Source organism: Bacillus sp. ISO11 (assembly GCF_003458115.1).
Taxonomy (GTDB): domain Bacteria; phylum Bacillota; class Bacilli; order Bacillales; family Bacillaceae_G; genus Bacillus_A; species Bacillus_A cereus.
Window position 1 is genome coordinate 1 of sequence record NZ_QXCO01000018.1, and the last position, 26,940, is coordinate 26,940.

Genomic DNA, 26,940 nt, shown 5'->3' on the forward strand with positions numbered 1-26,940 from the left:
GTTTAGTATTTTCTTGTTTAGGTTGTTCTTGAGGTTTAGTAGTTTCTTTATTTTCTGTTGTAGTATTTGTGCTCTTTGGATATTTATAATCTTCACATGGAATGCCGTCTTTATCATTATCTAAACGGTGTGGATCATTTCCAACACCATATCCATTTTGATCCCAGAATGCTTGAGCATCTTGTTGACTTTTAAAATGACCACAGTTTTTTGTATCATTAGGACTCTTAGCTGCAAATGCAGAAGAACTGTACCCCACTGTTAATAGTGTTACCGCTGTTGCTGAAGCTAATAATTTTTTCATAAATTTCTTTATCCCCCTAAATGGTATGTATTTACATTGAAATATTTTACATTTAAAAATCTAAAAATACAATAATAATTTGTAGATAAATGTAAGATTTCTAGATAATAATACCAAACTATTAATTCGTATATTGTCATATTATGTCGAAGGAAAATAAAAAAGAGCCAAAGCTCTCTTTAATAACTAATACTAACCATAGTCACTATTCTCACAGTAATATGAATTTGATTTATCACAACAAATATATGTTGTTTGTTGGATAAATAATGGCCTTGATGAGGCGTTAACTGAAGTGGCATTTAACATCCTCAAATAAGAAAGTCCTTGTATCTCCCTGGTGTTAATCTAATTGTTTGTGGAGTTGTGGATTTAAATGTTCTACTAGTCAATGTGACGAACGCAGCAAATACAAAGCTAAAGCTAAAACTAAAACTAATAAGAGTCTTAGTGTGGTTAGTTGTAAAATTTTCAAATAGAGTAATTGTAGAGTTAGGTGGAATTTCAAGACTTGTAAGGTTAGTTTCTGATCGAAAAATTGTAAAGGTCTCTATAAAACTGTTGGTAGAGTTTGAAGAGTTACATGATTATCTTTATTGGAATCAAAATAAACTTACACATCCAAACTATTGATAATAGCTAATATTTGATGATCTGTCCATTTGCCATTAATCCTTATATTTTCTTTCGCTATACCTTCTTTTTTAAACCCCACTTTTTCTAATACACGAATAGATGCTATATTATCAAGCATCGCTCCTGCTTCAATTCTATGTAGCTTTAATTCCCTAAAAGCAAAATCTACAACAAGTTGAAGAGCCTCTGTTGTATAGCCCTTTGCATTATGCTCCTTATCTAAAGTAAATCCCGTATAACAGCTTTGGAGGTCTCCCCTAACAATTTGAGTTAATGAAATGTCTCCGATAAGCTTATCATTTTCTCTTAAAAAGATTCCAAAAGGGTATACTTGCCCTTCAGCTGTCTTTTTTAGAGCTTGTTCAAGACGTATTTTTTGATGTTCTTCTGTATAAAAAACTTCTGGGAGCAATGGACAAACTCGTTGAAAAAATTCGCGATTTCTAATATGTAAGTTAGCTAACTCGTTAGCATCATCAGTTTTATAAAGCCGAATATAAATGTGCTTCCCTACTAGTTTCATAACATCCCTCCAACATTTTTATATGTCTAATGAGGCAAAAGTATACCGTATACTTTATACAGTTGGCTATTGTCAGGAATCATTTTGCACGAAAGAAAAGACACTCTATATGAGTGTCTTTTCCAATAGTTTTTAGCAGAAGCAAGAAGCTCCAACGATGATTAATAAAATGAATAACACAACTAATAAAGCAAAGCCTCCAGAAAAGCCACAACCGCCACAACTACCACCATAACCCATAATAGTTCCTCCTTTAGATAAGAGGGGAAAACTAAGGTTCACTCATGTATTTTAATGGATTCGTTTCATCTTATGTTTTTCCGCATTGATTGAGCAGGTCCTTTCGAAAACTATTCACATATTAACTATATTTTTAAAAATAAATAATTTAACTATATCAATAGATAGATAAATTAATATAATGTATTAATCCTAAAAGAAGGGAGGAATAGCCATGCAATTAGTTTGTTTTAAAATAGTAAGTGGTCAATATTTCTTATTTGTAGAAGGTATTCAAATTCCTGTACCAATTCCAGCAGTTGCTGCAGCTTTATTAATTGGTTTAGGAGTAATTCCACTTTGTTCTTAATGTAAAGAATTCGGACCATTCCTATCTTTCCATTGGAAAAGCCTCAAGTATATGAATACTTGAGGCTTTCTTTATATCAGAGAAAAAACACCTTACAGCGCTTGAAGATCTCCTGATTTAATTAATGCGGCCGTTACATCATCACCGAAAGTATTGAGACAGAATACTTGCTCGTCTACCTTATCCATCACTGTAGCTTCACCTATCTTGCCACTTTGAAGTTTAATAAAATAGTTATGTTCTTCTACAATTTTACTAAAATCTCTATTTGCCCATCTTTCAGTAATTGCTAATAGCTCTTCTTTGTTCTTGAAATTGTTTCCGTTTAGAATATTTCTTACTTTCTCTGCATTCTTTTTGGACATAGGGGTTGCTCCCTTTCCTTCACACGCTTTTACTTTTTGATGAGTCATGCTATGCATAGCTGAAATAACTTCTTCTTCAGTAGAAGTTACTGTAATGTGAAGTTGTGCATTTGAACCTTTCACTTCTGCTTCATTCGATAGTATGTCTTCTTTATTAACCTCTGCAAAAACATGGTCCTCACCCTTAAGCGGGACTTCAGCAAACTGTAATATTCCATAAGTCATACCAGTTGCAAGTACTACTCCCCCTATAATAGATGCTAGCCAATACTTTAGCTTCTTATCCATCTTCATTTCCCCCGTCTTCGTTTACATATCTTAACTAAAGAATACCATATTTAATTCCTTTTTATTGAAGAGTCTCTAATTTCTACTATTTAAAAATATTCTCATCGTCTAATGTAATACGATATAATCATTTTATAATACAAAAAAAATCATATTCTCATTCCCTATTTTTTTGGAGGTGATTGTCTTGAATAAAAACATCAATCTACTTCTTCAAATAATAATTGGAATTATAATTATGATTGCACCTATTCTCATAACAGGATCTATATACGATGTCACTAAATCATTTGGTGAACTATTAGTGGCAGAACTTATTATAAGAACACTTTCTCTCATTATTGGACTTTTAGTTATTAGCACAGCTTTGCATCGTTATTCTCAATAATTATTCATGTTCAAAAAATACAAATATTTTACATACCAATTCTTATGTATTAAGAAATCAAAAACAAGTGTTACGAAAGAAATATAAAAAGACATCTTTACCTCTTAAAGATGTCTTTTTTATTTAAATCTTAATGTTCGTTCTGTAAAACCCTCGCTGCCTTTACTCCCTCTTTCTCTTCTTTTAAAAACAACGATACGATAAAAGCAACAATGATAAAGACTAACCCTAGTGCAAATGCACCTTGGAATCCAGACGTTAAACCATTTAACTTCTCTACTGGGTCCATTGGATTTGCGGAGCTTTCCATATAGCTAGCTGTTCCTGAAGACATTTTCGAAATAAAGATAGCCGTACCAATTGCGCCAGCTACTTGTTGCAGTGTGCTAAACAGTGCTGTTCCGTGCGGATATAAATCTGGTGTTAATTGATTTAAACCGTATGTTTGTGCCGTCATGACAAACATGAGTCCAACCATTAATACGCTATGCATGACAATAATTTGTACCATTGATGTATCAGGAGTAATGCCTTTAAATAAGAACATTGCTATCCCCACTAACACAATACCGGGAACGATAATAACTTTCGGACTAAATTTATCAAATAGTTTACCTGCGATTGGTCCCATTATGGCGCTAATAACACTTCCCGGAAGCATGATGATTCCTGATTTAAAAGCTGTAACGAGTAAAACTGTTTGCAGGAACATCGGTAATAAAGTCATCGTTGAAAATAACGACATCATCACAATGACGATTAATCCAACTGATAATGTAAACATCGGGACTTTAAATGCGCGTAATTCTAAAATTGGATTCTCAATTTTTAATTGTCGGACGACAAAAATACATAATGAGATAAATCCAACAAGTAAAGCGCCATACACTTTCGTATCAGACCATCCTAAATCACCTGATGCACTAAAGCTATACACAAGTCCGCCAAATCCGAGTGTCGATAAAAGGATTGATGGGTAATCTACTTTTGGTCTTGTTAACTCTGAAACATTTTGAATGTACTTCATCCCAATCATAATTGAAATGATCACGATTGGAATAACAATGTAGAATAACCAGCGCCAATTTAATGAATCCACAATTACTCCAGATAATGTAGGACCAATTGCCGGAGCTGCCATCATCACAAGTGCGATTAATCCCATTGTCGCACCACGTTTTTCAGGTGGACAAATGATTAAAATCGTATTCATTAATAACGGTGTAATTAATCCCGTCGCTACTGCTTGGACGATACGGCCGACTAATAAAACAGAAAATGTCGGTGCGAATCCCGCAATTAATGTACCAGCTAAAAACGTTACCATAGCAATCAAAAACATTTGCCTCGTTGTGAGCCATTGTTGAAGTAACGCTGTAATTGGGACTAAAACCCCAACCACCAACATGTAAGCTGTAGAAAGCCATTGAATCGTTGAAGCTGTTACATCAAATTCTTTCATTAATACCGTTAACGCATTACCAAGTAATGTTTCATTTAATAATGCAACCATTGCCCCTAAAAGTAATGCAATTAAAATAGGGGTATGTTTCATATTAGAAGTATCAACTTTGCCACTTGCTGGGCTCTTAGTTGTCATATTCATTTGCAAATTCTCCTCCTGTTTCTTACTAAAAACTTTAAATACACCAGAACACATGTAATATAATATACATATGTAGATTAAAAAGGGAGAATCAATTTTCAGCCACTGTATATTTAATCTACAAAAAAGGAGAATTGTAGATGAACGATAATGAAAAACAAATTGATTTACGTATTAGACGTACACATAAATTACTATGGGATTCCTTATTTGAATTAATGACACAATCAAAACAGAAATATAGTACGATCACAATTAACCAAATATGTGAACGCGCGATGGTACACCGAACAACCTTTTATAAACACTTTGAAGATAAAGATGCTTTATTAGCATTTGGATTTAAACGATACAGCAAGATGATTGCTGAAATACCCGTTTCAGATCGATTAAGTAAACCATTTCAAGTAATGGAACAATTTCTACACCATGAAGAAATCGGTAAAATATTAGAAACGCAAATGTCTGATGAACAATTTATTAACCGGACACAGTATTTAAGTCACGAAACGAGAAAACAAGAAATAGAAGCGTTACATCAACTGCGCAAAAATCATACGATGCCAAATGATTTAATCATTGAGTTTTATTCAGGGGCAATCACCTCATTAAGCGCATGGTGGTTTAAAAATGAAAGAAAAGTTTCTGCTGCTGAAATGGATAGGTACCTCCACCAACTTATTAATCAGGATATTTTTCAGTTTGAAGAGGAATAAGACTACACCTTTTCAATCATGCAATAAAGTGAAACTTTAATCAGTGGGGGGTTTTGTTCATCCCCCGCTGATTATCAGCCCTCACCAATCGGACTTTTACGGACAGCCCGACCCCCACCTAACTTCTTTGCTTCCACTGAATTTTGAGGTGGGGGTCTTACTGCCCGTTAAAGCGGGATCAAATTGACCACAAAATAGGAATATGTTATATTTTCCGTAGAATACTATATAAGTATGACATCAAATAAAATGGCATATAATAAAAAGAAGAGATGCGCTAACATCTCTTCCTTAACTGCTACCGTATAGGGTGGTGGTTATTACACGTTACTATTTTTTACGAAACCCACCCTTTTGCTTCCTACGGCGCGGAGTGGGTTTTTTGTTGTCCTTATCCAGAAGTTGCTTCCGCAAAAAATACGCTGAAACTTCACGTACAGTCGCTTTTACAAATTCTTTTACAAGGTCAAACAAAAACTCCATATTATCACCCCCTTTCCTTCCAAATGGAAAGAAGGGATAACCACCCACCCTCACAATATGCAGTTACATATATTTTATCAAATGATTGTAAAGATATTATGTAAACAAAACAAATGAAATTTTACATAGAAAAAAAGCCCTTCTAAACCGGGCTTTTCTATCATCATTATTTAGCGATCTTCTTCAAATTCGAACTTTCTATAATTGAAAGCATATCCACCTTTTATTAAGACGGACCATAACCAATAAGATGAGCAATTATAACTGCTATTAAACCGATTGAGTATTCAATTAGAATTAAAGGAAGAATCCACCTTGCCCACCTTGTCCATGAAATTCCTGCAATTGCTAATCCAGCCATTAGCGTACCACCTGTCGGAAAAATAATGTTTCCAATACCATCCGCGAATGAAAAGGATAATACAGCTGTTTGGCGTGTAATGTCCAATAAATCTGCAAGTGGCGCCATGATAGGCATTGTCAACATTGCATGACCACTACCTGATGCTAAAATAAAATGAATCGCTACTTGGAAGTTGTACATTCCAACAACACTTAAAAAAGGAGAAATATGTTCCATTCCTTCCGACACTTGATACAGTAGTGGGTCTATAATATGCCCTTGATTCAAGACAACTAAAATAGCGCGTGATACACCAATAATTAAAGCTCCCCCGATTAAAGATGCCGATCCTTGTGTAAAAGATTCTACTGTATCATCAACAGATATCTTGCCAAGAATTGCAATGATTATAGTTAAAATAATAAATAAGGCTGCAATTTCTTTTATATACCACTCGTACTTAATAACACCAAATACAAGAATAATATAATTGATTAAAAAGGCCGTTAATATCCATTTATGTCTTTTTGTTAACTCTACTTTCGCTGTTAGTAGGCTGTCTTGCTTGTTTGTATCGAATTTTCCGTAAATTCCGCTTGCAGGATCCCTCTTTACTTTCATCGCATGACGATAAACGAATGTAACAGCAATTACATATATGACTACGAATAAAACGAGGCGGAACCCCATCCCCGAATACATAGGAAGACCTGCTATCCCTTGCGCCAGACCAACTGTAAACGGATTCATAATTGCCGTTGTAAATCCGACGGACGCTCCTACAAGTACCATCGCAGTTCCTGTTATCGTATCAAATCCAACCGCAAGAGCTAGCGGGATGAATAGAGGTACATACACTAAAGCTTCCTCAGCCATTCCCATTAATGACCCGCCAAGTGCAAAGAACAGCATGATAATAGGAATCATTAACTTTTCACGGTTAGCAAGTTTTTTTGCCATCGTTGAAACAAGAGCCTCAACTGTACCGGATGCCTTTAATACACCAAAAAAACCTCCGATAATAAGAATAAAAAAGATAATATTAGCGGCTTCTACCATCCCTGTAGGAATAGATTTTACCGTATCAAAAAATCCAAGTGGCGTTGATTCAATCCACTTAAATGAATTTGGATCTACTGTTGTATACCCATTTTTTTCAATCTGTTCATATTTTCCGGCCGGCAATATATGTGTAATCACAGCCGCAATAACTAACAAGACAAGTAACATTGCAAATACGTTTATTTTCCATTCTTTTTTTTCCTTTTTTTCTTCTGGCTCGAATGAAACCGCCTTTTCTGATACTTGACTCATATACCAATCCCCTTTGCAATAAAATGAAACTTTAATCATTGGGGGTTTTGTTCATCCCCCAATGATTATTACTTTTACAAGCAGCCGGCAGTCTGGTTTCCCCACTACCATGACGTACCAAGCTATCCATCAATTCTTTTATTTATAAAACGCTAGGATGTAACTACCTTTTTACTAATTTCATTTACAAATTGGTTAAATAAACGTTGCTGCAAGACATCCCTTTCCGACATCATTTCTGGATGCCATTGAACGGCTGCTACATAACGATGAGCTTTCGATTCAATAGCCTCTATTACACCGTCAAAGGACCATGCGCTCGCCTCGAAATCTTTTCCTAATGTTTTCACTGCTTGATGGTGAAAAGAATTAACCATTAAAGATTTTTGGCCAATAGCCTCATAAATTTTTCCCTCTTCCAGAAGATCTACAGAATGAGAGCCTTGCCATTTACGGAACTGTTCTCGAACATGGAAATATTCTGGCCCCATCTCGTGCTCTAAGTCTTGATAAAGAGATCCACCAGCTGCAACATTTAACACCTGTAATCCTCGGCAAATTCCTAGAATAGGAATATCTTTTTCTAAAGCCTGCTTTGCCAAATGTAATTCAAAATTATCTCGTTCTTCCTCTACAGTGCCTATATATGATTTTGGAGTATCACCGTAATAAATTGGATTGATGTCCGCGCCACCAGCCAATAACAATCCATCTAATTGATTAAGTGTGGACTCAATTTGTTCCACTTCCTCAATTGGAAGTAGAACAACCGTTGCACCTGCCCTTTGAAGGGAGCGGATGTAGTCATAAGAAAAGAGAGCCATATCTTGACCTGGTAGCCCTCGCAAGCCCTCCTTCCCTATTTCACTATGATCAACATAATACCCCGTAACACCAATTAGTGGTTTCATTTTCTCTCACCTCATAATTTAAATGGTTTCGTTGTCTTTCTCTGCTGAAATTGTATACTCTTAACCTCCCTTTTCTAACAAGTGGTAAAGAATTAAATATGTAAATTATGACTCTACTCATTTCATTATTTCTTTACACACCATTGATACAAGCAAATATCGTGCCAATATTGAAATTAAATTGATTATTTACATATCTTTAAATATTTTGTCGTTTTATCGGTGTTTACTATGTTGAAATGTATTATAATTGGTTATTAATTGGTTACATAACAACCAATTAATAACCAACTTTAGACCAATTACATTCAACTAAAGAGGTGCTCTATGAACAAATTTGAAACTAACCACATTGTATTGATCACCGTTTTAAAAGAAACACGAAAAGCCCTACATCAACAACTAACGGAGATGATAGGTGACCTCATAGATATTGAAAGTTTTTCTGTAGAAGAAAGCATTCCAAAAGTATTTCATTCTACATTAATTGTGCTACCTAATACATTTACGATAGAAACGGTGAAAGACTTTATTGGGGAAAACTGCGAAGTAATAATAGCAAAACGAACATTAAATTACGAAAACGTGGACCAGCTTTTATTTTTACCAGAAGGAACACAAGCCCTATATGTGAATGATAATCATGAAACAGTATACGAATCCATTGAAACGATGCGTCAATTGGGGCTGAACCACATTGAATATGTCCCATACTATCCTGGAAAAACGAATATACAAATGATTAAGCTCGCAATCACACCTGGCGAACTTGAAATTATCCCTGATTTTGTAGAAAAAGTAATTAATATCGGTCATAGATTAATAGATATTACGACAATCATGTCCATTCTAGATCGATTTCATTTAATGGAGGAATCAGGTAATCACGTTTCTGAGAGATACTATCGAAAAATAGTAGATTTAACAAAGAATTTAGCTAAAGCTCATCGACAACTTCATCAAGTTATTGATGGTGTTGGTGATGGCATACTAGCTATTGATTATGAAGGAAGAATTGTTGTCTTTAATGAATTCTTAGAAAGCATGCTGAAAATAAAAAGTAAAAACGCTATTGGTCATCCGATTGATGCCATTATTGATAATATCGATTTAGTGAACTTCATCCTTTCAGATAAGCAACAAGAAAGCGGAATATTTGTTGTAAACGGCTTGGATGTAATAGTGGAACGCCTACATATAAATGATCAATCGATTATTGTTACTTTTAGAAATGCCCTTAAGACCATCGGATTTGAACGGAAATTGAGAAAAGAATTTGTCAAAAAAGGTTATGTAGCAAAATACAATTTTCATAACATCGTTGGGATTAGCTCTACAATCCAAGACACGAAACAAATTGCCAAAAGGTTAGCTAAGACGGATTTAACTGTATTAATTGAGGGTGAAAGTGGTACCGGAAAAGAGTTGTTTGCAAGTGCTATTCATAACGCTTCCCAGCGAAATAACGGCCCTTTTCTTGCTGTTAACTTCAGTGCTTTATCGGATGATTTAGTCGAGAGTGAATTATTTGGTTATGAAGACGGAGCGTTTACCGGAGCAAAAAAAGGCGGGAAAATGGGTTTATTTGAACAAGCAAATGGTGGCACTATTTTTTTAGATGAAATTGGAGATATTAGCCTGAAACTTCAAGCACGACTCCTTCGAGTATTGCAGGAAAAAGAGATCATGCGCGTTGGCGGAAGCCAAATTATCCCGATAGACGTCCGAATTATTGCAGCAACCAATAAGGATCTACTGAAAATGATTCAAGAAAATATGTTTAGAGAAGACTTATACCATCGGCTTAAAGTACTCTTTATACACCTTCCCGAATTAAGGGCGCGCCGAAATGACATTGAATTATTAGCTAAACATTTTGTTGCGCTATCGGACCCTAAAGTCAAAATTGAACAAGAACTAATTGAAGAACTGCAAGGATATCCATGGTACGGAAATGTAAGAGAACTTAAAAATACGATAGATTATATGCTTGCTGTCCGTACCGGAAACCAAATAACAAAAAATGATTTGCCTAATCAACATTACTTTCAAAAGCCTCCACCTAGCAAAACAGATAGCGACCAAGCCGAGAGTATAACACCCTTTTCTTCAAGTTCAAACGCTCTTGATCAAGAATCCCTTTTCATCCTTACGCTCATCATGAATTATGAAGAAAAAGGAAAAGCAATCGGAAGAAGAATTATTTCTGAAAAGAGCCAAGAAGTCGAAATGAAATTAACTGAGGCACAGGTAAGACATCGGTTGAACTTCCTGAAAATGAAAGGGTATGTGGAAATAAAAAGAGGTAGAGCAGGGATTCATTTAACAAGAAAAGGTTCAGAGATTCTACATAATCTTTAGTCAAGGTTCGGATTTTCAGATACATAGAGGCTGTTTTATAAACAGCCTCTTTTTTTTATGGAATAAAACGTCGATAAATTTAAGTTACAAATATTCAGAATTAATATTAAAATGAATAATGGGGATAGGGGTATGGGCTTATAAAATTTATACATAACGAGGGAATAGAAATGAAACTACAATTAAAAGCGGATTTAATGTTACTACTAGTTACATTTTTTTGGGGTGCATCCATCCTACTTACAAAACTTGGACTTGATGGCATAGAAGAATATAATTTAATCGCATTACGATTTATTATCGCTTTTCTTTTATCAGGTTTAATATTTTACAAACATTTATTCAAAGTTGATTTTAAAACTGTAAAATATGCATTTATACTCGCTTCTGTCTTATTTATCGTTTACATTTTCGCGACTTTCGGTACAAAGTATACGAGTGTTTCTAATGCTGGTTTCCTACTATGTCTCACAGTCATTTTCATTCCAATATTATCAGCTATATTTTTAAAACACATTCCGGAAAAGAAAGTTATGGTGGGAATCATTTTAACGATAATAGGAATCGGCTTATTAACATTAACGAGCGAATTCAAAATCGGTAACGGCGATATATTTTGCATACTATCTGCCCTGTTTTATGCGATCCACGTCATCATTACTGGAAGTGTAACGAAACATGTGAATTCCATTGCACTTGGAGTTATACAACTCGGCTTCGTCGGCCTATTTAGTCTTATTTTTTCATTCATTATCGAAACGCCAAAACTGCCTAGCACAACCAACTCATGGCTAATCATCCTAGCCTTAAGTATATTTTGCACCGCAGTCGCATTCATCGTGCAAGTTATCGCCCAGCAATACACGACGCCTACACATACAGGACTTATTTTCTCATTAGAACCTGTCTTTTCCGCAGGGTTCGCTTTCGTTTTTACAGGTGAAACGCTTACTGGGAAAGGATACTTAGGCGCGACACTTATATTAGTAAGTGTATTGATTGCTGAGGTGGATTTTAAGGGGGTGTTGCGGGTTAATTATAAGAAGAATATGGAATAGTTATTTCGCTAAAGTACATAAACATACCCCGAAAATATTCGTTTGTATTATTTTCACCCTCTTACCTTAATTTTTTTAGATGCTACCTTCGAATAAGGTAGCATCTAAAATATGTTACAAGAAATTATTATATTTATGTAACCTCCATGGTTAACCTTTTCTACATTACTTACTGCACATAGTCATACAGATTTTTCGCTAACAATAAACAAGTTACTGTAATGAAGAGGGCACGAACATACCCGCTTCCTTTTTTTATAGCAAATTTGGAGCCAACAATCCCTCCAGCAATTTGAGCAATCCCCATTATAAAACCATACGCATAGTTTACTTGCCCTACGTACATAAACATCAACAATGCACCAACATTACTTCCTAAATTAAGAAGCTTTGCATTACCTGCGGCTTTTAAAAAATCATACCCAATAAATAAAAGAGCGAACATTAAAAACGAACCTGTGCCAGGACCTAGAAATCCATCATAAAAACCAATAGCAAAAACAAAGAAAGTAAAAATAATGACGTGTCGACCAGACAATTTCTTATGAGTGGAAATACTACCCCAATCCTTTTTGAATATCGTATAAATAGCGACCGCACCAAGCATAATCAGCATCAACGGCTTCAGTACTTCTGGATTCATTAAATGAACGGTCCATGCCCCTATTATGGAACCTATGAAAGTGAGCGGAACTAATTTAAACGCCGATTTCAAATCAAGATTACCAGAACGATAAAACACAATATTACTAGTTGCACTTCCCATTGTCGATGCTAGTTTATTCGTAGCTACTGCACTTGCTGGATTCAGTCCTGTAAATAATAAAGCTGGTAAAGCAATGAGTCCACCACCGCCTACAACTGAATCAATAAATGCAGCTACAAATCCAAAAACAATCAAAATAATTAATATAGATGGGTCTAAATACAAATCCATACTAGTAGCCTCCCATTTAGTCACTATTGTAATAGTAACTACAAATTTGCTAAATGTAAAGAGTTATTGTAACGTTGAAATATAAAGTGAAACTTTAATCAGTGGGGGGTTTTGTTCATCCCCACTGATTATTAGTTGAACCAATCGGGCTTTTACGGGCAGTTAATCCCCACCTAACTTCTTTGCTTCCGCTGAATTTTGAGGTGGGGGTCTTACTGCCCGTTAAAGCGGGATAAAAGCAATCATCGGAGGAAGAAAAAAGTGGACTACATAGTACAACAGCTTAAAAAAATTGGTTTCAATGAATATGAAGCTAAATCTTATGTATCTCTTGTTAAACAGGGGCCTGTCACAGCCTATCAAGTGAGTAAAGATTCGGGTGTCCCAAGAGCGCGAATTTATGAGATTTTAGGTAACCTTGTAGAAAAAGGAATTGTCATGAAAGAAGAAATAAATGACACCACCCGCTATTCACCTCTACCTGTTGAAATCTTTTTACAGAAGGCGCAATCAGAATGGCAGTCTACTTATGAAGGAATTAGTGATTCATTAAAGAAACTAGAAACTTCTGAGGAAAAAACGGATAATCGAGTAATTACTTTAAAAGACAACAAAACAATCATTAGCTATTGTCAGGCACTAATAAAAAAAGCAGAACAACGTATTGTCATTTCAATGTGGGATGAGATGTATGAAGCGTTAAAAGAGGAACTATGTGAGGTAGCTAATACAGTTTCAGTACAAGGTATTACCTTACATGTTGAAAACCCAATTAAAAATCTAGAAGCTCATCGTATCACACCTTATACAGAAACCCTCTCTACAGAACATTGGTTTATTTTATCGATAGATTCTAAAGAAATGATTTACGGACCATCAATTGAAGAGCGTAATATTGCTTTTTATACAGATGACCCCGTTCATATATACTTACTAGAGGATTATGTATGGCACGATGTTTTAGTAAATCGACTTGTCCGACGTAGCCAAGACGACTTGGAGCAATGGATTACTGCAGAGAGACGATCTTTCTTTATGGGGAAATAAGAAAGATATTCAAAGAATCAAAGAATAAAGCATAAGTTAATGAACTGAAAAACTTATGCTTTATTTGCAAAGTCATACTCAAGTCTTTCAACTATTTCCCCTCCACAAACCGTCCAAACTCCTTCAAAAACCTCAGCTTAAAACTCCCCACAGGTCCATTCCGATGCTTCGCCACATGAATCTCCGTCATCTCTTTCTGCTTCGTTTCCTTATCGTAATAATCTTCACGATACATAAGCATAATGACATCCGCATCTTGCTCAATTTGTCCGGTCTCTCTTAAATCAGATAAAAGAGGTCGCTTATCTTGACGTGCTTCTACCGAACGAGACAATTGCGACAACGCCACTACACAAACATTTAATTCACGCGCCAATACCTTAAGCTTACGAGAAATCTCACTAATCTCTTGAAATCGATTACCCTTATGCTTCGGATCGCCCGTAATAAGCTGCAAGTAATCTACAATGACTAAAAGTTTTTTCTCCCCATGCTTCCTCTTTAACTTACGAGTTTGCATCCAAATATCTTGCACCGTAACACCTGCATTGTCGTAAATCTCAAATGGCAGTTCACCAATCTCCGCAAATGCCTTACTCACCTTTTCCCAGTCCTCTATCGCAAAACGATGCTTCGGATTTTTCAGCCTACCTCCTGACACCTCACCTACGCAAGACGCCATCCTTTTTAACAATTGCTTATTACTCATCTCTAATGAAAACAATCCAACCGCCGATCCAGACTTCGCCGCATGCATTCCAACATTTAGCGCAAACGCAGTCTTCCCCATAGAAGGACGCGCACCAAGAACGACAAAATCACCTTCCTGAAGTCCACACGTCATTTTATTGAGCGATGTATAACCAGTCTCAATACCAGTAATCTCTTTCGCATCTTGATGAAGCTCTTCATATAAATCAACTAGCGCATCCTTCAAATCAAACTTACATACAGAGTCTTTCTCCTCTAACTCACAAAGTGCCGTAATCGTCTCACCGATAATTTTCTCATTCTTCTCCGTAATAAGACGCTCTCCCATCTTGTGCCCGAGAACACCCGCCTGATACATTTTCCAGGCACCTCGAACAAGCCCCTCATAATAAGAGAAGTTAGCAATTGTAGGCACACCATCCATTAACCCTATAAAATATTCCATTCCCCCGATCCCCTCTAAAAACTTCGGATCTACCCTAGAAATGAACGTCACAAGATCAATCGGTTCTCCCTCTTCTTCCATTTTCCGCATTAACTGAAATATAGACTTGTGCACTGACAGAGAAAAATACTGCTCCGTCAAACGGCACTCCTTAATAAGCTCTCCATCAATTAATAGAGAACCTAACACCGTCTTTTCCGCCTCCACATTTTGAATACTCATGGCCGCCACCCGCGCTCCGCTAAAAAGCGCTGCAACTCTTCCTCAGACGGCGCATTCTTCTCCCACTCCTCACACCTCGCCAAAAACTCCTCCGTCTCCCCCGTACTAACAGACGACTCCTTCTTCCTAAAGCTCGCCGTATCCGCCTCAACCTCACACACTTTCGTAAATCCCTTCCCATGCCAATCGCGTAAAATCCCCTTCACATAAGCAATCGTCCGCTTATTATTCTCAAACGCAATTTGAAGAGCCTTCAGCACAAGCTCCTCTGACAAATCTTCCATCCACGCACTCAGTTCCTCCACCGCAAAAGGAGACAAACTACCGAAATGTTGCTCATAAAAAGAAAACACACGACTTCCCGTTTCTTCCTCTATAACCTCTTCTTCCGCCTCTGTCTCCTCACAAACTGGCTCAACATCATCCACAGCCAAATCACTCGGCATACCGAAATGCGCTAAAAGCATCGGAACATTCAGCTCCTCCTCTACGCACTTCTGAAGAAACATATGTACAAACTCCTTATTCTTCACACCCTTCAGCTCACGAAGCACACACTTCTCCACATTCGTATTCGTCACAGGGTTATAACGAAGCCAATTCAAAACGAATAACTCCCGTGTATCCGCATCATACAGAATCTTCCCATAATCAATGAAGCGCTGCACAAGCTTATCAACAGTCTCCCGATTATAACCCGTCTCCATCTCAGCTAACCGCTTCGGAAAAGGAAAAATCCCGCACTGCGTCGTCTTCGAACAAGTTAATAAATAAACATAAAAATACCGCTCCTCCGGCGTCAAATCCAAAACAAAATCATCCTGCCAAAAATTCACCTGCACATTACGATACACCGCCATCAAAGTTCCTCCCGTCTCCGTTCAAAAGTAAAAGCCCCTTCATAATATATATGGGAGGATGGCAGGGTTTTTGGCGTGTTATTTCAAATTTTTTTGACTACTACTACGGTGTTTGTTGGTGTTTTTGTTTTGTTATGTTTTTTCTTAGTGATTTATTACTTGGTAGGGGCTTGTAAGGGGCTTAGGAGGGGCTAGTTATCGGTTTACTTCGATTAGAAAGACCCATCTCCACATTCTACTTAAACCAATTAAATGAATCCACAAATCTAATAAAAAACATATTAAATTCCAATAAAAAAGACCATATCAAAAGCATACTCCGATGTCATTTTGATACAGCCCCATCTATATTCGCTTAATAATTTTAGAAACATAAAGATATTAAAAATTTAATATACCTACAAAACATTACCGTCCTTTATATAATCATAGATCTTATTATCAATTGATTTCTCCATAATCATATTCATCGTAACAACAGGTAGTTCTTTTCCATTTTTATCTTTCATTTCAGTTTGTTCTACACTTGCTTTATCAGGTGTCGCTTTTCCTAAATAGTAAAAGTCGCTTCCCTCGTCATCATCTTTTTTCACAAAAATATGGACGTCAATATTATTTTCTTTAGCATCAATAATTGTTTGAACTTCCTTTGATTTTAATGTTCTATTACTTCTTGTATACCATTTAAGAACATCTTGATTAAGGAATTCATCACCGTAGTCCACACTGGATTCTACCTCATCATTTTTATGGTATGTGATAAATATTGGACAAGTATAGTACTTTGTCTTATAACCATACATAGTTGAGCTCTCGTCATTATGCCAATTTAAAAGTTTACACACATCTTTTCTTGAGTATTTTTTATATACAGTAAGGTTACTATCACACTCATAGTTTTTGCTCTTTTTCCTTGCACTTTTAATAATGTCCATAACCATACGCTTAAAGTATTGATTTTGTTCTAAGCTTTTTCGGATAGAATCATTAAACATATACATCTTATCGTCCTGTAAAGAGAGAATTGGCTTTTCTCCATATTTCTTTTGACTGTTTTGTGAGAAAAACTCTAATTCAAAAATTCGTTGTACTGAAGTAATCGTTTCATCATCTGTTAAGCAATTAGATTCTTCAAGTTGTTTTATATACTCATCCTTATCAACTTTTTCTTGCTTTAATAATAAGTCTAACAAAACGATTTCGTTTTTACGTTTTCCATTCAATACTTCCAATGAAAACATCGTTAAAACTTTATTTTCGTACTCTGTTAATGCAGGGACATCTTCTTTCATTTTCAATAAGAACTGATAATAGTTCGAATATCCTTCTGCAAGTACAACTGGATCAATAGAATGGTTTACTATAAAGTCATATAGATATGGAGTTCTTCCTATTCTATTTTTCAACTCAGCAAAAGCTTCCTTCAATACTTTCATTGCTGTTAAATTACTATTGTTAATCGCTTTAAAGATCTGCTTTTTCGCTATCTCTTCAAAGTTAACTGTTGAAATACCTTTAATATAACTCGTGTCATTTGTATATCTACGTATATTATCTTTATTTTGTGATCTATCTCCTGAAAGGGCAATCGGAATTAAATAGTTATTTTTATAGTTTCCAATAAAATCAATAATCGTAACAAAATCTTTCGAATCGTGTTTTCGAAGTCCACGCCCTAACTGCTGTATAAAGATAATGCTTGATTGAGTTTGTCTCAACATAACAACTTGGTTCACACTCGGAATATCAATACCTTCATTAAAAATATCTACTGTTAAAATATAATCCAGTATGCCATTTTCTAATTGATTCACCCGCAGTTCTCTTTCCTCTTGGGAATGATCGCCGGTTAATGCAAATGTGCGAAAACCTCTATTATTTAAGGCATGTGATAATTGTTCTGCCTCATCTTTTCGGCTGCAAAACATTAGTCCTGTTACTTTCTCACCAGAAAAACCATAATATTTTACTTTTTCAACTATATGATCTACTCGTTCTTCCGTAACAAGTTTAGATAAAACAGTAGTGTCATCTATCTTTTCACCATTATATTCAAAATCAGTTACTCCAAAATAATGGAAAGGACAAAGCATATCTTCTTCAAGTGCTTCTTGCAATCGAATTTCATAAGCAATGTTGTAATCAAATAGCTCATAAATATTAAAATTATCTGTACGTTCAGGTGTAGCGGTCATTCCCATTAAAAATTTCGGTTTAAAATAATCAATAACTCTATGATAAGAACCAGCACCTGCTTTATGAACTTCATCTATTAAAATATAATCAAATAACCCAGGATCAAATTGCTGTAAATTTTCTTCTTTTGAAATGGTTTGGATCGTCGCAAATAAATATTTAGCATTTATTTGTTTATTTGACCCTGATAAAATTCCAAAGTCCTCATCTATCCCACCAAGAACTTTTTGAAAATCGGATTTCGCTTTATTTAATATTTGCTCTCGGTGAACAATAAATAACATCCGTTTAGGTGCAAAATTTCTGACATCAAATGCTGAAAGATATGTCTTCCCCGTTCCTGTTGCAGAGATAACTAAGCCTTTTTCTTTTCCGGCGTCTCGAATAGCTTGTATTTCTTGTAACGCAGCTTGTTGCATTTTATTTGGGGTAATTTTCAAAGCTTCTTCAATTGAATTGTGATATTGACCAGGTAATTCTATAACTCGATCTAGTAACTTATTTTCTGCAGCTTGCTCATATATTGTTTCGTAATTTGCAATCAACTCTTCGGTTAATACTTGAGAATGCTCCCAAACTTCTTCAAATTGGTTTTTAAAATGCTGTACAATCTCTCCATCTTCATGCGATGTTAACTTAACGTTCCATTCATAGTTTACCTTCAAAGCATGTGCAGTTAGATTTGAACTACCGACAATTAATGAACAATGTGTTTTATTATCAAATATGTATCCCTTTGAATGAAAACCAGATAAATTTGTTAATCTTACTTCTACATTTTCAAGTTTCATTAACTCTCTAAACACTTTTGGTGTATTAAAGTTTAAGAATGTAGATGTTAATATACGTCCTTTAACCCCTTTTTGTTTAAGATCAAGGAAATGTGATTTTAAAGTCGCTAGCCCGCTTTCTGTAATAAAAGCTACTGAGAAAATAAAAGATGTACTATTTTCTAGCTCCTCCAATAATGAGCTTAAAACATTTTCATTTTTTTTCGTATTGTTTACTAATAATTTCGGCTTATATATTCCAGGATGATTATGTTTTTGATCAATAAACCCTTTATATAAAGACCCCTCTAATTTTTGAATAAAATTCTCCATATGATCACCATTTATGACAATTTTTTATATTAATTGTATTACTCACTGATTTAAAGTGCAAATTTATTACAAATATAAAAAACTATCCGTATAAAACGAATAGTTTTTTTCAAATTACTTTACAATCGATTCTTTTGATAATTTCTCAATAGTCGGGATATCCGCAGGTGCCCACTCTAAAGCTGCTAGTTCATTCGGATATAACCATTTAATTGCTACGTGCTCAGTTAGAACCGGACTTCCTTCAACAAGTTTACAATAGAAAGTTTTCAAATGAACAATACCAAAATCATACTCATAGGCTGTATAATCAATTTGCTCACCAATCTGCACGCTACAATGCATTTCTTCATCAATTTCACGCTTTAACGCCTCTTGAGGTGTTTCTCCCTCTTCTATTTTCCCACCTGGAAATTCCCACATAAGAGGTAGCGATTTAGATGGTCCTCTTTGTGCACATAAAATTTTCTCATCTTGAACAATTACTGCTCCAACAACATAAATATTTTTCTTCATTATGTCCTCCTTAAATCTCACAGAAACTCTATACTTTATGTTTCCACACTTTATAGACTGAAAAATGCCTTTTATATCTTTTAACGACTAATATATTTTTAATCAGTAAGCTAGATTTTATCTATCCCTATCTAGCCCTTTTAATACAATTAGCCTAACACTCTCATCTCTTTTATATTATATAGAAGTAACTACAAAAATAAAGCCTGATTGAATACTTCCCTCTTAAGCCTCTTTTTTCACCATTTCCTCATACCTAAAATGACACTCCTCCAAAAACCCCCTACTCTCCCCACTATCCTTATAAAAACTCTCCCACCCCCGCTCCCTCAAAATCCCCTTCCAACTCTCACTCTCCACCATCTTCTTAATCACACCATCCCAATAAGCAACCTCTTCCTCCGTCATATCTTTCGGGCCCATAATTCCTTTCCAGTGCTGGAAGATGACGTTGATTCCTTGTTCTTTCCATGTTGGGATTTCTGGTAGGCGGTCTAGGCGTTTTGGTGCGGATACGGCTAGTATTTTTATTTTGCCGGCTTTGTATTGTTTTTCGGCTTCGGATAGGGTCATGGTTGCGGCGCTGATTTGTTTGTTCGTTAGGGCGTTTATGATTTTTTCTTTGTTTTCGTAGACGAAGAATTGTAGTTCGGCAGGGTTTATGCCGAAGGCTTTGCTTACTTGTACGAATGATAGGTGATCGTCGTTTCCTAGGCCTGGTGCAACGCCGATTTTGAAGTTTTTCTTGTTTTGTTTTAGTTGTTCCATCAATTCGTTTGCGTTTTCTATGTTTGAGTCTTTTGATACGACAACGACTTCCCAGTCCGATGCGAGAGTTGCGAGCGGCGTGAAGTCTTTATACGTTAGTTTACTGTGGCTGAGTAGGTTGTTCGTTATGAGTAAGCTTGAGTTGATCGCCAGTACGTGACCGCCTTTTTGTTTCGTATATTTCCATCCGACGTCACCGCTGCCGCCTACTTTGTTTGTGACAGTAATTGGTTTTGTGAAGATTTTTTCTTCTATTAGCGTTTTTTGCATCGCCCGCGCTGTTAAGTCCCAGCCTGCTCCTTGAACGTTCGGCGCAACGATTTCTACTTTGTTGATGTTCACTGTATTCGTATGGGATTTTTCCGAGGAACAACCAGCTATTACTCCTGTCATGATCCATATACATAGTAATAATCGTTTTTTCATAGTCCTCGTCCTATTCGGTACTTTCGTTCTGGTCGTCCGATAATGCCGTATGTGTACTCTACTGTGCATTCGCCGGTCGCTACTAAGTATTCTAAATATCTTCTTGCGGTTGTTCTGGAGGCCCCCATTTGTTCTCCCATTTCTTCTATTGTAATGCCCTCTTCGAACCCTTTTATAATCCCCTTCACTTTTTGTAGTGTTAACGGATCCACACCTGTCGGTAAGTTTTTTATGTCTTGTGTTTGCGAAGTCCCGAAGAAATTATCGATGAGTGCTTGATTTACTTCATTGTTACTATGTAATAGTTGCTTTTTTCTTTTATAGTCTTCAATTGTGCGAACGAATTTTTCTAACGTGACCGGTTTTATAAGGTAGTTACTTACGCCGTTTCGAATTGCTTTTTCTAACATATGATTTTCATTTGCGGCAGTAACCATAATAACGTCAACGCTTGGAAAGTCGGCATGGATTTGTGGTAATAAGTCGGTTCCGATTCCATCTGGTAAGTAATTATCTAATAGAAGCAAATCGATTTCTTCCTTTTGTAATAGTTCTATCGTTTCTTTCGCGTTCAATGCTTTTCCAATCACTTTTACGTCCTTTATTTTTGATAAAAACTCTTCCTGAATTTGCGCGACGCGGAAATCATCTTCTGCAATTGCAACCTTCAACATATGTCCATCCCCCTGTTTGTCATGTACTTTCTTTCAAAGTTTTCGGAAGGTAAATTGTAAAAATAGCTCCCCCATTTTTCTCGTTTTGAATTTCAATTGTTCCTTCTAGTAGATCTACCATTTCTTTCACGTTTGCTAGCCCGTAACCACGATCAGTTCCTTTCGTTGAAAATCCTTTTTGAAAAATGGTCGTTATTTTTTCTGCCGGTATCCCTATCCCGCTATCTATCACTTCAAATACAATATCGTGTCCAATATCCGTAACAAAGAAGGAAACACTCTTTTCCTCTCGTTCATTCACCGCATCAAATGCATTGTCGATTATGTTTCCAAGAATCGTAATAAGATGCGAAACCTTTATATGGTCTGGTAACGGATGAAGCGTGCTATCTCCTTCAATATGAAAATCGATTTTCTTTTCAGACGCTGTTGCGAGTTTTCCTAATAAAATAGCTTGTACTTTCGCATCGTGAATTTGATGGAATAAAATATGATTTTGGCTTTGATGAATATTAGATTCTTGCTGGATAAATTCAATTGCTTCTTTGTAATGTCCTAACTGAAGTAATCCTGATAAAACGAAAAGTTTATTTGTAAATTCATGTGTTTGAGCGCGTAAGTCCTCAGAATACTTTCTTACCTCAGATATTGTATTAACAAGGTTTTGCAATTCTGTTTTATCTCTAAAACTACATACAACGCCTACCGTACTATTATTTTCGAGTATCGGCGTCCTATTTAAAATAAACACTTTATCTTGAAATGCGATTTCTTGATCGTTTTCTAGCACTCTTTCCATATTAAATTCTGGTAAAACTTTTGAAATGTGCCGCTGCATATAGTCATCATTTACATGTAGCATTTCTTCTGCCGACGTATTCATCATCGTAATAAAACCGTTTTGATCAATAGCGATAATCCCTTCTTTTATAGATAGTAGTATCGCACTTCGTTCCCGGTATAACGCCGCGATTTCATTCGGTTCCAAACCGAGTGTATCTTTTCGAATGCTACGCGCTAAAAGAATGCCACCAACAATTCCAGCTACTAATACAGCAAAGGAAAAGAGTATAATTTCTTTCGTTCTGCTCAGTATGTTAGATTCAATACCTTTTATTGAAAACTCTACTGTCACAACGCCAACGACTTGATCGTAGTCTCCGTTATGAACAATAATGGGTGCCTTCGCCATTAAAGCAGGACCACTTTCCCCATTTCCTTCGAGCGTATAATAGCCGCCAAAAGTGAGTGCTTCATAGTTATATGGATTGTTACTCTTTGTGCCAATCAACCCCGAATTAGAATGTGAATACATAACCCCAAAGCGGTCTTCTATAATGACATAATCTGCACCAGCTTGCTCCCGAACTTGTTCCGCAATGGATTGAATCGTATTTTTATGCTCGTTATTTTGAAAAGCATCTTTTATAGCTGGCATAAAAGAAAGCGACTTCGCTGTTTGCAGTGCTAACTGCTCCACTTGGCGCTTCGTATCAACGGACTGAATGTAAACAAATATTCCTGCTAATAGGAGAACAACAAATAAAATTAACGTAATAATTAAGCTTACTATTTTCGTTTGCAATGATACTTTGCGTGATTTCTTCATACTTCATATCCTTTGATAAAATATTCAAAACTATCAATCTCCTTTTTCTATTATTATGACAAAACGAATAATGAAGCAACTATTAAAACTCTCCATGTACATAAAGTACAAAAAGAATAAAATTGTCATAATATTGAGATTTTATTCTACAGACAGTACAATTCAACTACAATGAACACGCTTTCATAATTATCGTTTTATTTATAAGCAAGAGGAGGAATGATTATGGCTCAAGTAAAATCTAATCGAGTCGCCAGCAATATTTTCAAAGGTTCTGTCGGTAATTTAATTGAATGGTACGACTGGTACGTTTACTCTGCTTTCGCCGTTTATTTTTCAGCAGAGTTCTTTCCTAAAGGAGATCCAACGAGTCAGTTACTGAACACAGCGGCTATTTTCGCAGTTGGATTTTTAATGCGCCCTATCGGCAGTTTATTAATGGGACGCTATGCAGATCGGCACGGACGCCGGGCAGCATTAACGCTTTCCATTACGGTTATGGCCGGTGGTTCCTTAATTATCGCCTGTACCCCTAGTTACGAAAGCATCGGTATTATGGCACCCATTATTTTAGTTCTTGCCCGTTTACTACAAGGATTATCACTTGGGGGAGAGTACGGAACTTCTGCAACGTATTTATCTGAAATGGCTAGTAGTGGTCGCCGCGGCTTTTATTCAAGCTTCCAATATGTAACGCTCGTTGCTGGACAAATGGTTGCGTTAGGCGTTCAAATTGTTCTTCAGCAATTGCTAAGCGAACCAGATATGAAAGCTTGGGGCTGGCGCATTCCATTCATTATTGGAGCGATGGGTGCAGTAGCTGTATTATGGCTTCGCCGCACAATGGATGAATCGGAGCAGTTCACAAACATAAAATCACAAAAACGCGAAAGCGCAGGAACCGTTCGCACGCTTATGAAACACCCGAAAGCAGTATTAACAGTAGTCGGTCTAACACTCGGAGGCACTGTCGCATTCTATACGTACACAACATATTTACAAAAGTTCATGGTAAACACAGTCGGTCTTCCGAAAGAAGTTGTAAGCTGGATTAACTTTGTCGCACTACTTATTTTCGTCGTACTTCAACCGATTGCAGGGCTATTATCCGATAAAATTGGACGCCGCCCACTATTAATGGCATTCGGTATTCTCGGAACATTGCTAACAGCACCGATCTTCTTCTTTATGGAAAAAACGACAGAACCAATCGTAGCATTCTTACTCATGATGGTCGGTCTCATTATCGTTACTGGTTACACTTCGATTAACGCAATTGTAAAAGCAGAACTCTTCCCAACTGAAATTCGCGCACTTGGCGTAGGTTTACCATATGCACTAACAGTTGCGATATTTGGCGGAACAGCTGAGTTCATCGCATTATGGCTAAAGAGTATTGGGATGGAATCACTATTCTACTTTTATGTAGCTGGATGTATCGCAATCAGCTTTATTACGTATTGGCGTATGGATGAGTCATCGAAGACTTCGCAAATTGAGGCGGAGCTTGGTAGTGGGGATACATTAGTTAATAATAAATCTAGTTAAAATGATGTATTCTATAATCTTCGTTTATCTGAACTCGATTTACTTTATCTAAGAAGGCATAATTCATTAAGATATAATTTAAAAACCTCTACTTATATGTAGGGGTTTTTGTATGACGAAAAAACACGTATTATCGACAATTGCAAAAAGCCGGAGATTTTGCCAATGTAGAATCCATTGGTACTCACACCATGCGAAAAACCTTCGGCTATTGGTTCTATAAACAAACAAAAGATGTTGCTATGTTACAAGAAATTCTTAATCATAGCACACCAAACATCCATCTGGAATATATTGGAATTAACAAAGAAGAAAAAGATAATATTCTTGATACATTTCAAATTTAATTCACTTAAAATTACTATTTCAATCATCATAAAAAAGACCTTTTATTTTAAAATAAAAGGTCTTTTTTATACACATATATGTATTAAGATTTATATTTTTTTACTGTACAAGGAATAGTTACAATGTACAAATCTATAGCATAGATTGTAACCCAGATACCTTTACCTTCAGCTTCTAACTTTTTATCTAGTTGAGACAAATGCTCTGAAACTTTTCTTTTTCCCCATCTTCTAGGAAACCATTGAAAAACCTTAGGAACATTATATTTTTTATTATACCAAGTATTCAATCTCCAAAAAATGAAAAAAACCAAAACAATAATTATGATATGAAAAATATCAGAATATGAAATTCCTAAAACCATATTATATTTTCTCCATTTTCACTAAAACTCAGATAATTTACTTCTTAATTCTAATTCATCCTCTGTTTCGAAACCCTTAAATAATAAATGAATTATTTGATTATGATTAAAAAACACATTATATTCTTTTGATAAATTACCATGAGGATATGGACAAGAAACATAATCGCATAATTTATTATCAGCTTGTTGTTACTTTCTTCCATAAATCATAAGAGGTTGATTAATTTCTTCTATAAGAGCTACAGAACCAATTGGTAATAATTAGCCTCCAATTGGAAAATAAGGGACAAACAAGGACAATCTACTCAGCTACCCTAAGATTTTAATGGTTTAATATTTTGATTTTCAAGTTTGCCTTCACAAATTCCTGTTAACACTGATAATAAGAAAAACAGGCCGTAACGGGCGATCAATTTGATCATAAAGGTCATACGCTTCGCCAAGTGGAACATCCGAATCATGTGGTTGTTCACCCTGTAACAATTACTAACAGCGCGTAGAAAACATTTGGATAAATAAGAGGCAAATAAATGATTAAAAAGTTGTAACCCCTACTATAAGAAATACTATTATTACTAAAGGAAGAATGATAATCATAAAGGATATTATTATTGTTAATAATGCTTTCCATGCTGAAAATTGGTGTGCTTCTCCTAAACATTTTAAGGAAATAATGATTGTCCAAATTCCAATAACTATATCAATTATGGCAAAAATAAGAAACAAAATCGTTAAAGTTATGCTACTCTCCATTTTCGGTGTCTCACTCGTAAAGTTTTCTATCCCAAACAAGAAAAATGAAGGCACCCAAACTAATATAAGAGAATAAACGTAAGGGATATAAGAATAGGCAACTGCGTAACGTGTTTTTTCAAAGGTACCTTGTCCACCAAGTTTTTTTGCCACCCAATTAAATAACGCTGGTAGCAAAAAATAATAAATTAAGAAAGCAACGAAGGTACCGAATATAACCATTGAGATTATTGAAACTGGACTACTTATTGAATCCCCCATATTTTTAGAAGATGCTCGATCTAAAGTCTGTACGAATGAGCCTAGTAAAATGAGTAAAAACACATTCTTTGGTTTGGATATAAAAATTTCTTTCATTGTATCACGTGGTTTTGTCCAAATGGAGAACCAAGGATTAAGCGCACGTTTAAATTGATTTTCTGGAGTTTCCATATAAAAAACATTCCCCTTTCTTAAAACATATTAAATTTAAATCCCTAATTATCCCAATTATGTACATATAAATATTAAAGCATAAATAGTCGA

The 26,940-nt window shown here is 35.7% G+C and carries 25 protein-coding genes and 2 pseudogenes; 8 read left to right on the top strand and 19 right to left on the bottom strand.

Annotated features, from left to right (window positions below; all coding sequences use genetic code 11):
* The 3 genes from D1166_RS18615 to D1166_RS18630 all read right to left on the bottom strand — a co-directional run.
* Positions 1–304, bottom strand: a 304-nt coding sequence (locus D1166_RS18615) for an excalibur calcium-binding domain-containing protein (protein WP_133300466.1), incomplete at its 3' end; no start/stop codon positions are given.
* Between the two features lie 613 nt (positions 305–917).
* Positions 918–1,463, bottom strand: a complete 546-nt coding sequence (locus tag D1166_RS18625; RefSeq protein ID WP_000779770.1) for a GNAT family N-acetyltransferase — start codon at positions 1,461–1,463, stop codon at positions 918–920.
* A gap of 132 nt (positions 1,464–1,595) precedes the next feature.
* Positions 1,596–1,703, bottom strand: a complete 108-nt coding sequence (locus D1166_RS18630) for a YjcZ family sporulation protein (protein ID WP_000540375.1) — start codon at positions 1,701–1,703, stop codon at positions 1,596–1,598.
* A gap of 214 nt (positions 1,704–1,917) precedes the next feature.
* Here D1166_RS18630 and D1166_RS31835 point away from each other — a divergent pair, with 214 nt between their 5' ends.
* Positions 1,918–2,052: a hypothetical protein gene (locus tag D1166_RS31835; protein ID WP_001177693.1), complete on the top strand. Its 135-nt coding sequence runs from the start codon at positions 1,918–1,920 to the stop codon at positions 2,050–2,052.
* A gap of 92 nt (positions 2,053–2,144) precedes the next feature.
* Here the strand turns inward: D1166_RS31835 and D1166_RS18635 are convergent, their stop codons facing one another.
* The gene (locus D1166_RS18635; protein WP_000358639.1) at positions 2,145–2,705 is read right to left on the bottom strand and encodes a PRK06770 family protein; all 561 of its coding nucleotides are present in this window, start codon (positions 2,703–2,705) and stop codon (positions 2,145–2,147) included.
* Between the two features lie 187 nt (positions 2,706–2,892).
* Between D1166_RS18635 and D1166_RS18640 the strand changes: the two genes are divergently transcribed.
* Entirely contained in the window at positions 2,893–3,093 is a 201-nt protein-coding gene (locus tag D1166_RS18640) for a hypothetical protein (RefSeq protein ID WP_001038824.1), read from the top strand.
* Positions 3,094–3,223: 130 nt separating this feature from the next.
* Here the strand turns inward: D1166_RS18640 and D1166_RS18645 are convergent, their stop codons facing one another.
* Positions 3,224–4,699 (bottom strand): MDR family MFS transporter, encoded by a 1,476-nt coding sequence (locus D1166_RS18645; protein WP_097856227.1) that lies wholly within the window; start codon positions 4,697–4,699, stop codon positions 3,224–3,226.
* A 140-nt stretch (positions 4,700–4,839) separates the two neighbouring features.
* Between D1166_RS18645 and D1166_RS18650 the strand changes: the two genes are divergently transcribed.
* Positions 4,840–5,415: a TetR/AcrR family transcriptional regulator gene (locus D1166_RS18650; protein WP_097856228.1), complete on the top strand. Its 576-nt coding sequence runs from the start codon at positions 4,840–4,842 to the stop codon at positions 5,413–5,415.
* A gap of 330 nt (positions 5,416–5,745) precedes the next feature.
* On the opposite strand, the gene D1166_RS31325 is transcribed toward D1166_RS18650, so the two are convergent.
* From D1166_RS31325 to D1166_RS18660, 3 genes are all read right to left on the bottom strand, one after another.
* Entirely contained in the window at positions 5,746–5,898 is a 153-nt protein-coding gene (locus tag D1166_RS31325) for a hypothetical protein (protein ID WP_000394754.1), read from the bottom strand.
* Between the two features lie 226 nt (positions 5,899–6,124).
* Positions 6,125–7,555: a YfcC family protein gene (locus tag D1166_RS18655; RefSeq protein ID WP_097861695.1), complete on the bottom strand. Its 1,431-nt coding sequence runs from the start codon at positions 7,553–7,555 to the stop codon at positions 6,125–6,127.
* Positions 7,556–7,707: 152 nt separating this feature from the next.
* Positions 7,708–8,466 carry a gamma-glutamyl-gamma-aminobutyrate hydrolase family protein gene (locus D1166_RS18660; RefSeq protein WP_097856230.1) on the bottom strand — a complete coding sequence of 253 codons (759 nt, stop codon included), beginning with the start codon at positions 8,464–8,466 and terminating at the stop codon, positions 7,708–7,710.
* A gap of 327 nt (positions 8,467–8,793) precedes the next feature.
* Here D1166_RS18660 and D1166_RS18665 point away from each other — a divergent pair, with 327 nt between their 5' ends.
* Together D1166_RS18665 and D1166_RS18670 are read left to right on the top strand one after the other, a co-directional pair.
* On the top strand, positions 8,794–10,827 hold the full coding sequence (locus D1166_RS18665) for a sigma 54-interacting transcriptional regulator (protein ID WP_097861694.1): 2,034 nt from the start codon (positions 8,794–8,796) through the stop codon (positions 10,825–10,827).
* A 170-nt stretch (positions 10,828–10,997) separates the two neighbouring features.
* Positions 10,998–11,885, top strand: a complete 888-nt coding sequence (locus tag D1166_RS18670; protein ID WP_097856232.1) for a DMT family transporter — start codon at positions 10,998–11,000, stop codon at positions 11,883–11,885.
* A 169-nt stretch (positions 11,886–12,054) separates the two neighbouring features.
* Here the strand turns inward: D1166_RS18670 and D1166_RS18675 are convergent, their stop codons facing one another.
* Positions 12,055–12,822: a TSUP family transporter gene (locus D1166_RS18675; RefSeq protein ID WP_088361368.1), complete on the bottom strand. Its 768-nt coding sequence runs from the start codon at positions 12,820–12,822 to the stop codon at positions 12,055–12,057.
* A 261-nt stretch (positions 12,823–13,083) separates the two neighbouring features.
* Here D1166_RS18675 and D1166_RS18680 point away from each other — a divergent pair, with 261 nt between their 5' ends.
* Positions 13,084–13,869, top strand: a complete 786-nt coding sequence (locus D1166_RS18680) for a TrmB family transcriptional regulator (protein ID WP_097856233.1) — start codon at positions 13,084–13,086, stop codon at positions 13,867–13,869.
* Positions 13,870–13,960: 91 nt separating this feature from the next.
* Here the strand turns inward: D1166_RS18680 and dnaB are convergent, their stop codons facing one another.
* The 7 genes from dnaB to D1166_RS18715 all read right to left on the bottom strand — a co-directional run bounded on the left by dnaB (position 13,961) and on the right by D1166_RS18715 (position 23,399).
* Positions 13,961–15,247, bottom strand: a complete 1,287-nt coding sequence (gene dnaB, locus D1166_RS18685) for a replicative DNA helicase (RefSeq protein WP_118043373.1) — start codon at positions 15,245–15,247, stop codon at positions 13,961–13,963.
* Positions 15,244–16,107 carry a DnaD domain-containing protein gene (locus tag D1166_RS18690; RefSeq protein WP_097856235.1) on the bottom strand — a complete coding sequence of 288 codons (864 nt, stop codon included), beginning with the start codon at positions 16,105–16,107 and terminating at the stop codon, positions 15,244–15,246. The genes dnaB and D1166_RS18690 overlap by 4 nt, the downstream gene beginning before the upstream one ends.
* Before the next feature lie 398 nt (positions 16,108–16,505).
* Positions 16,506–19,406, bottom strand: a complete 2,901-nt coding sequence (locus tag D1166_RS18695) for a DEAD/DEAH box helicase (RefSeq protein ID WP_000427029.1) — start codon at positions 19,404–19,406, stop codon at positions 16,506–16,508.
* A gap of 114 nt (positions 19,407–19,520) precedes the next feature.
* Positions 19,521–19,922 carry a (deoxy)nucleoside triphosphate pyrophosphohydrolase gene (locus D1166_RS18700; RefSeq protein WP_000739608.1) on the bottom strand — a complete coding sequence of 134 codons (402 nt, stop codon included), beginning with the start codon at positions 19,920–19,922 and terminating at the stop codon, positions 19,521–19,523.
* A gap of 225 nt (positions 19,923–20,147) precedes the next feature.
* Complete coding sequence (locus D1166_RS18705; protein ID WP_097856236.1) at positions 20,148–21,116, bottom strand: tripartite tricarboxylate transporter substrate-binding protein; 969 nt, start codon at positions 21,114–21,116, stop codon at positions 20,148–20,150.
* Positions 21,113–21,790 (bottom strand): response regulator, encoded by a 678-nt coding sequence (locus D1166_RS18710; RefSeq protein ID WP_086391426.1) that lies wholly within the window; start codon positions 21,788–21,790, stop codon positions 21,113–21,115. The genes D1166_RS18705 and D1166_RS18710 overlap by 4 nt, the downstream gene beginning before the upstream one ends.
* Before the next feature lie 19 nt (positions 21,791–21,809).
* Entirely contained in the window at positions 21,810–23,399 is a 1,590-nt protein-coding gene (locus D1166_RS18715) for an ATP-binding protein (RefSeq protein ID WP_097856237.1), read from the bottom strand.
* 225 nt (positions 23,400–23,624) lie between these two features.
* Here D1166_RS18715 and D1166_RS18720 point away from each other — a divergent pair, with 225 nt between their 5' ends.
* Complete coding sequence (locus D1166_RS18720; protein WP_097856238.1) at positions 23,625–24,947, top strand: MFS transporter; 1,323 nt, start codon at positions 23,625–23,627, stop codon at positions 24,945–24,947.
* A gap of 131 nt (positions 24,948–25,078) precedes the next feature.
* Positions 25,079–25,294 (top strand): annotated as a pseudogene (locus D1166_RS18725) (tyrosine-type recombinase/integrase); the annotation flags it as partial.
* 83 nt (positions 25,295–25,377) lie between these two features.
* Here D1166_RS18725 and D1166_RS18730 read toward each other — a convergent pair.
* The 3 genes and pseudogenes from D1166_RS18730 to D1166_RS18740 all read right to left on the bottom strand — a co-directional run bounded on the left by D1166_RS18730 (position 25,378) and on the right by D1166_RS18740 (position 26,847).
* Positions 25,378–25,659, bottom strand: coding sequence for a hypothetical protein (locus D1166_RS18730; protein ID WP_000242737.1), 282 nt, complete (start codon positions 25,657–25,659; stop codon positions 25,378–25,380).
* Positions 25,660–25,680: 21 nt separating this feature from the next.
* A pseudogene (locus D1166_RS18735) lies at positions 25,681–25,914 on the bottom strand (DUF4176 domain-containing protein).
* Positions 25,915–26,196: 282 nt separating this feature from the next.
* The gene (locus D1166_RS18740) at positions 26,197–26,847 is read right to left on the bottom strand and encodes a Yip1 family protein (RefSeq protein ID WP_000449724.1); all 651 of its coding nucleotides are present in this window, start codon (positions 26,845–26,847) and stop codon (positions 26,197–26,199) included.
* Between the last annotated feature and the right edge of the window lie 93 nt (positions 26,848–26,940).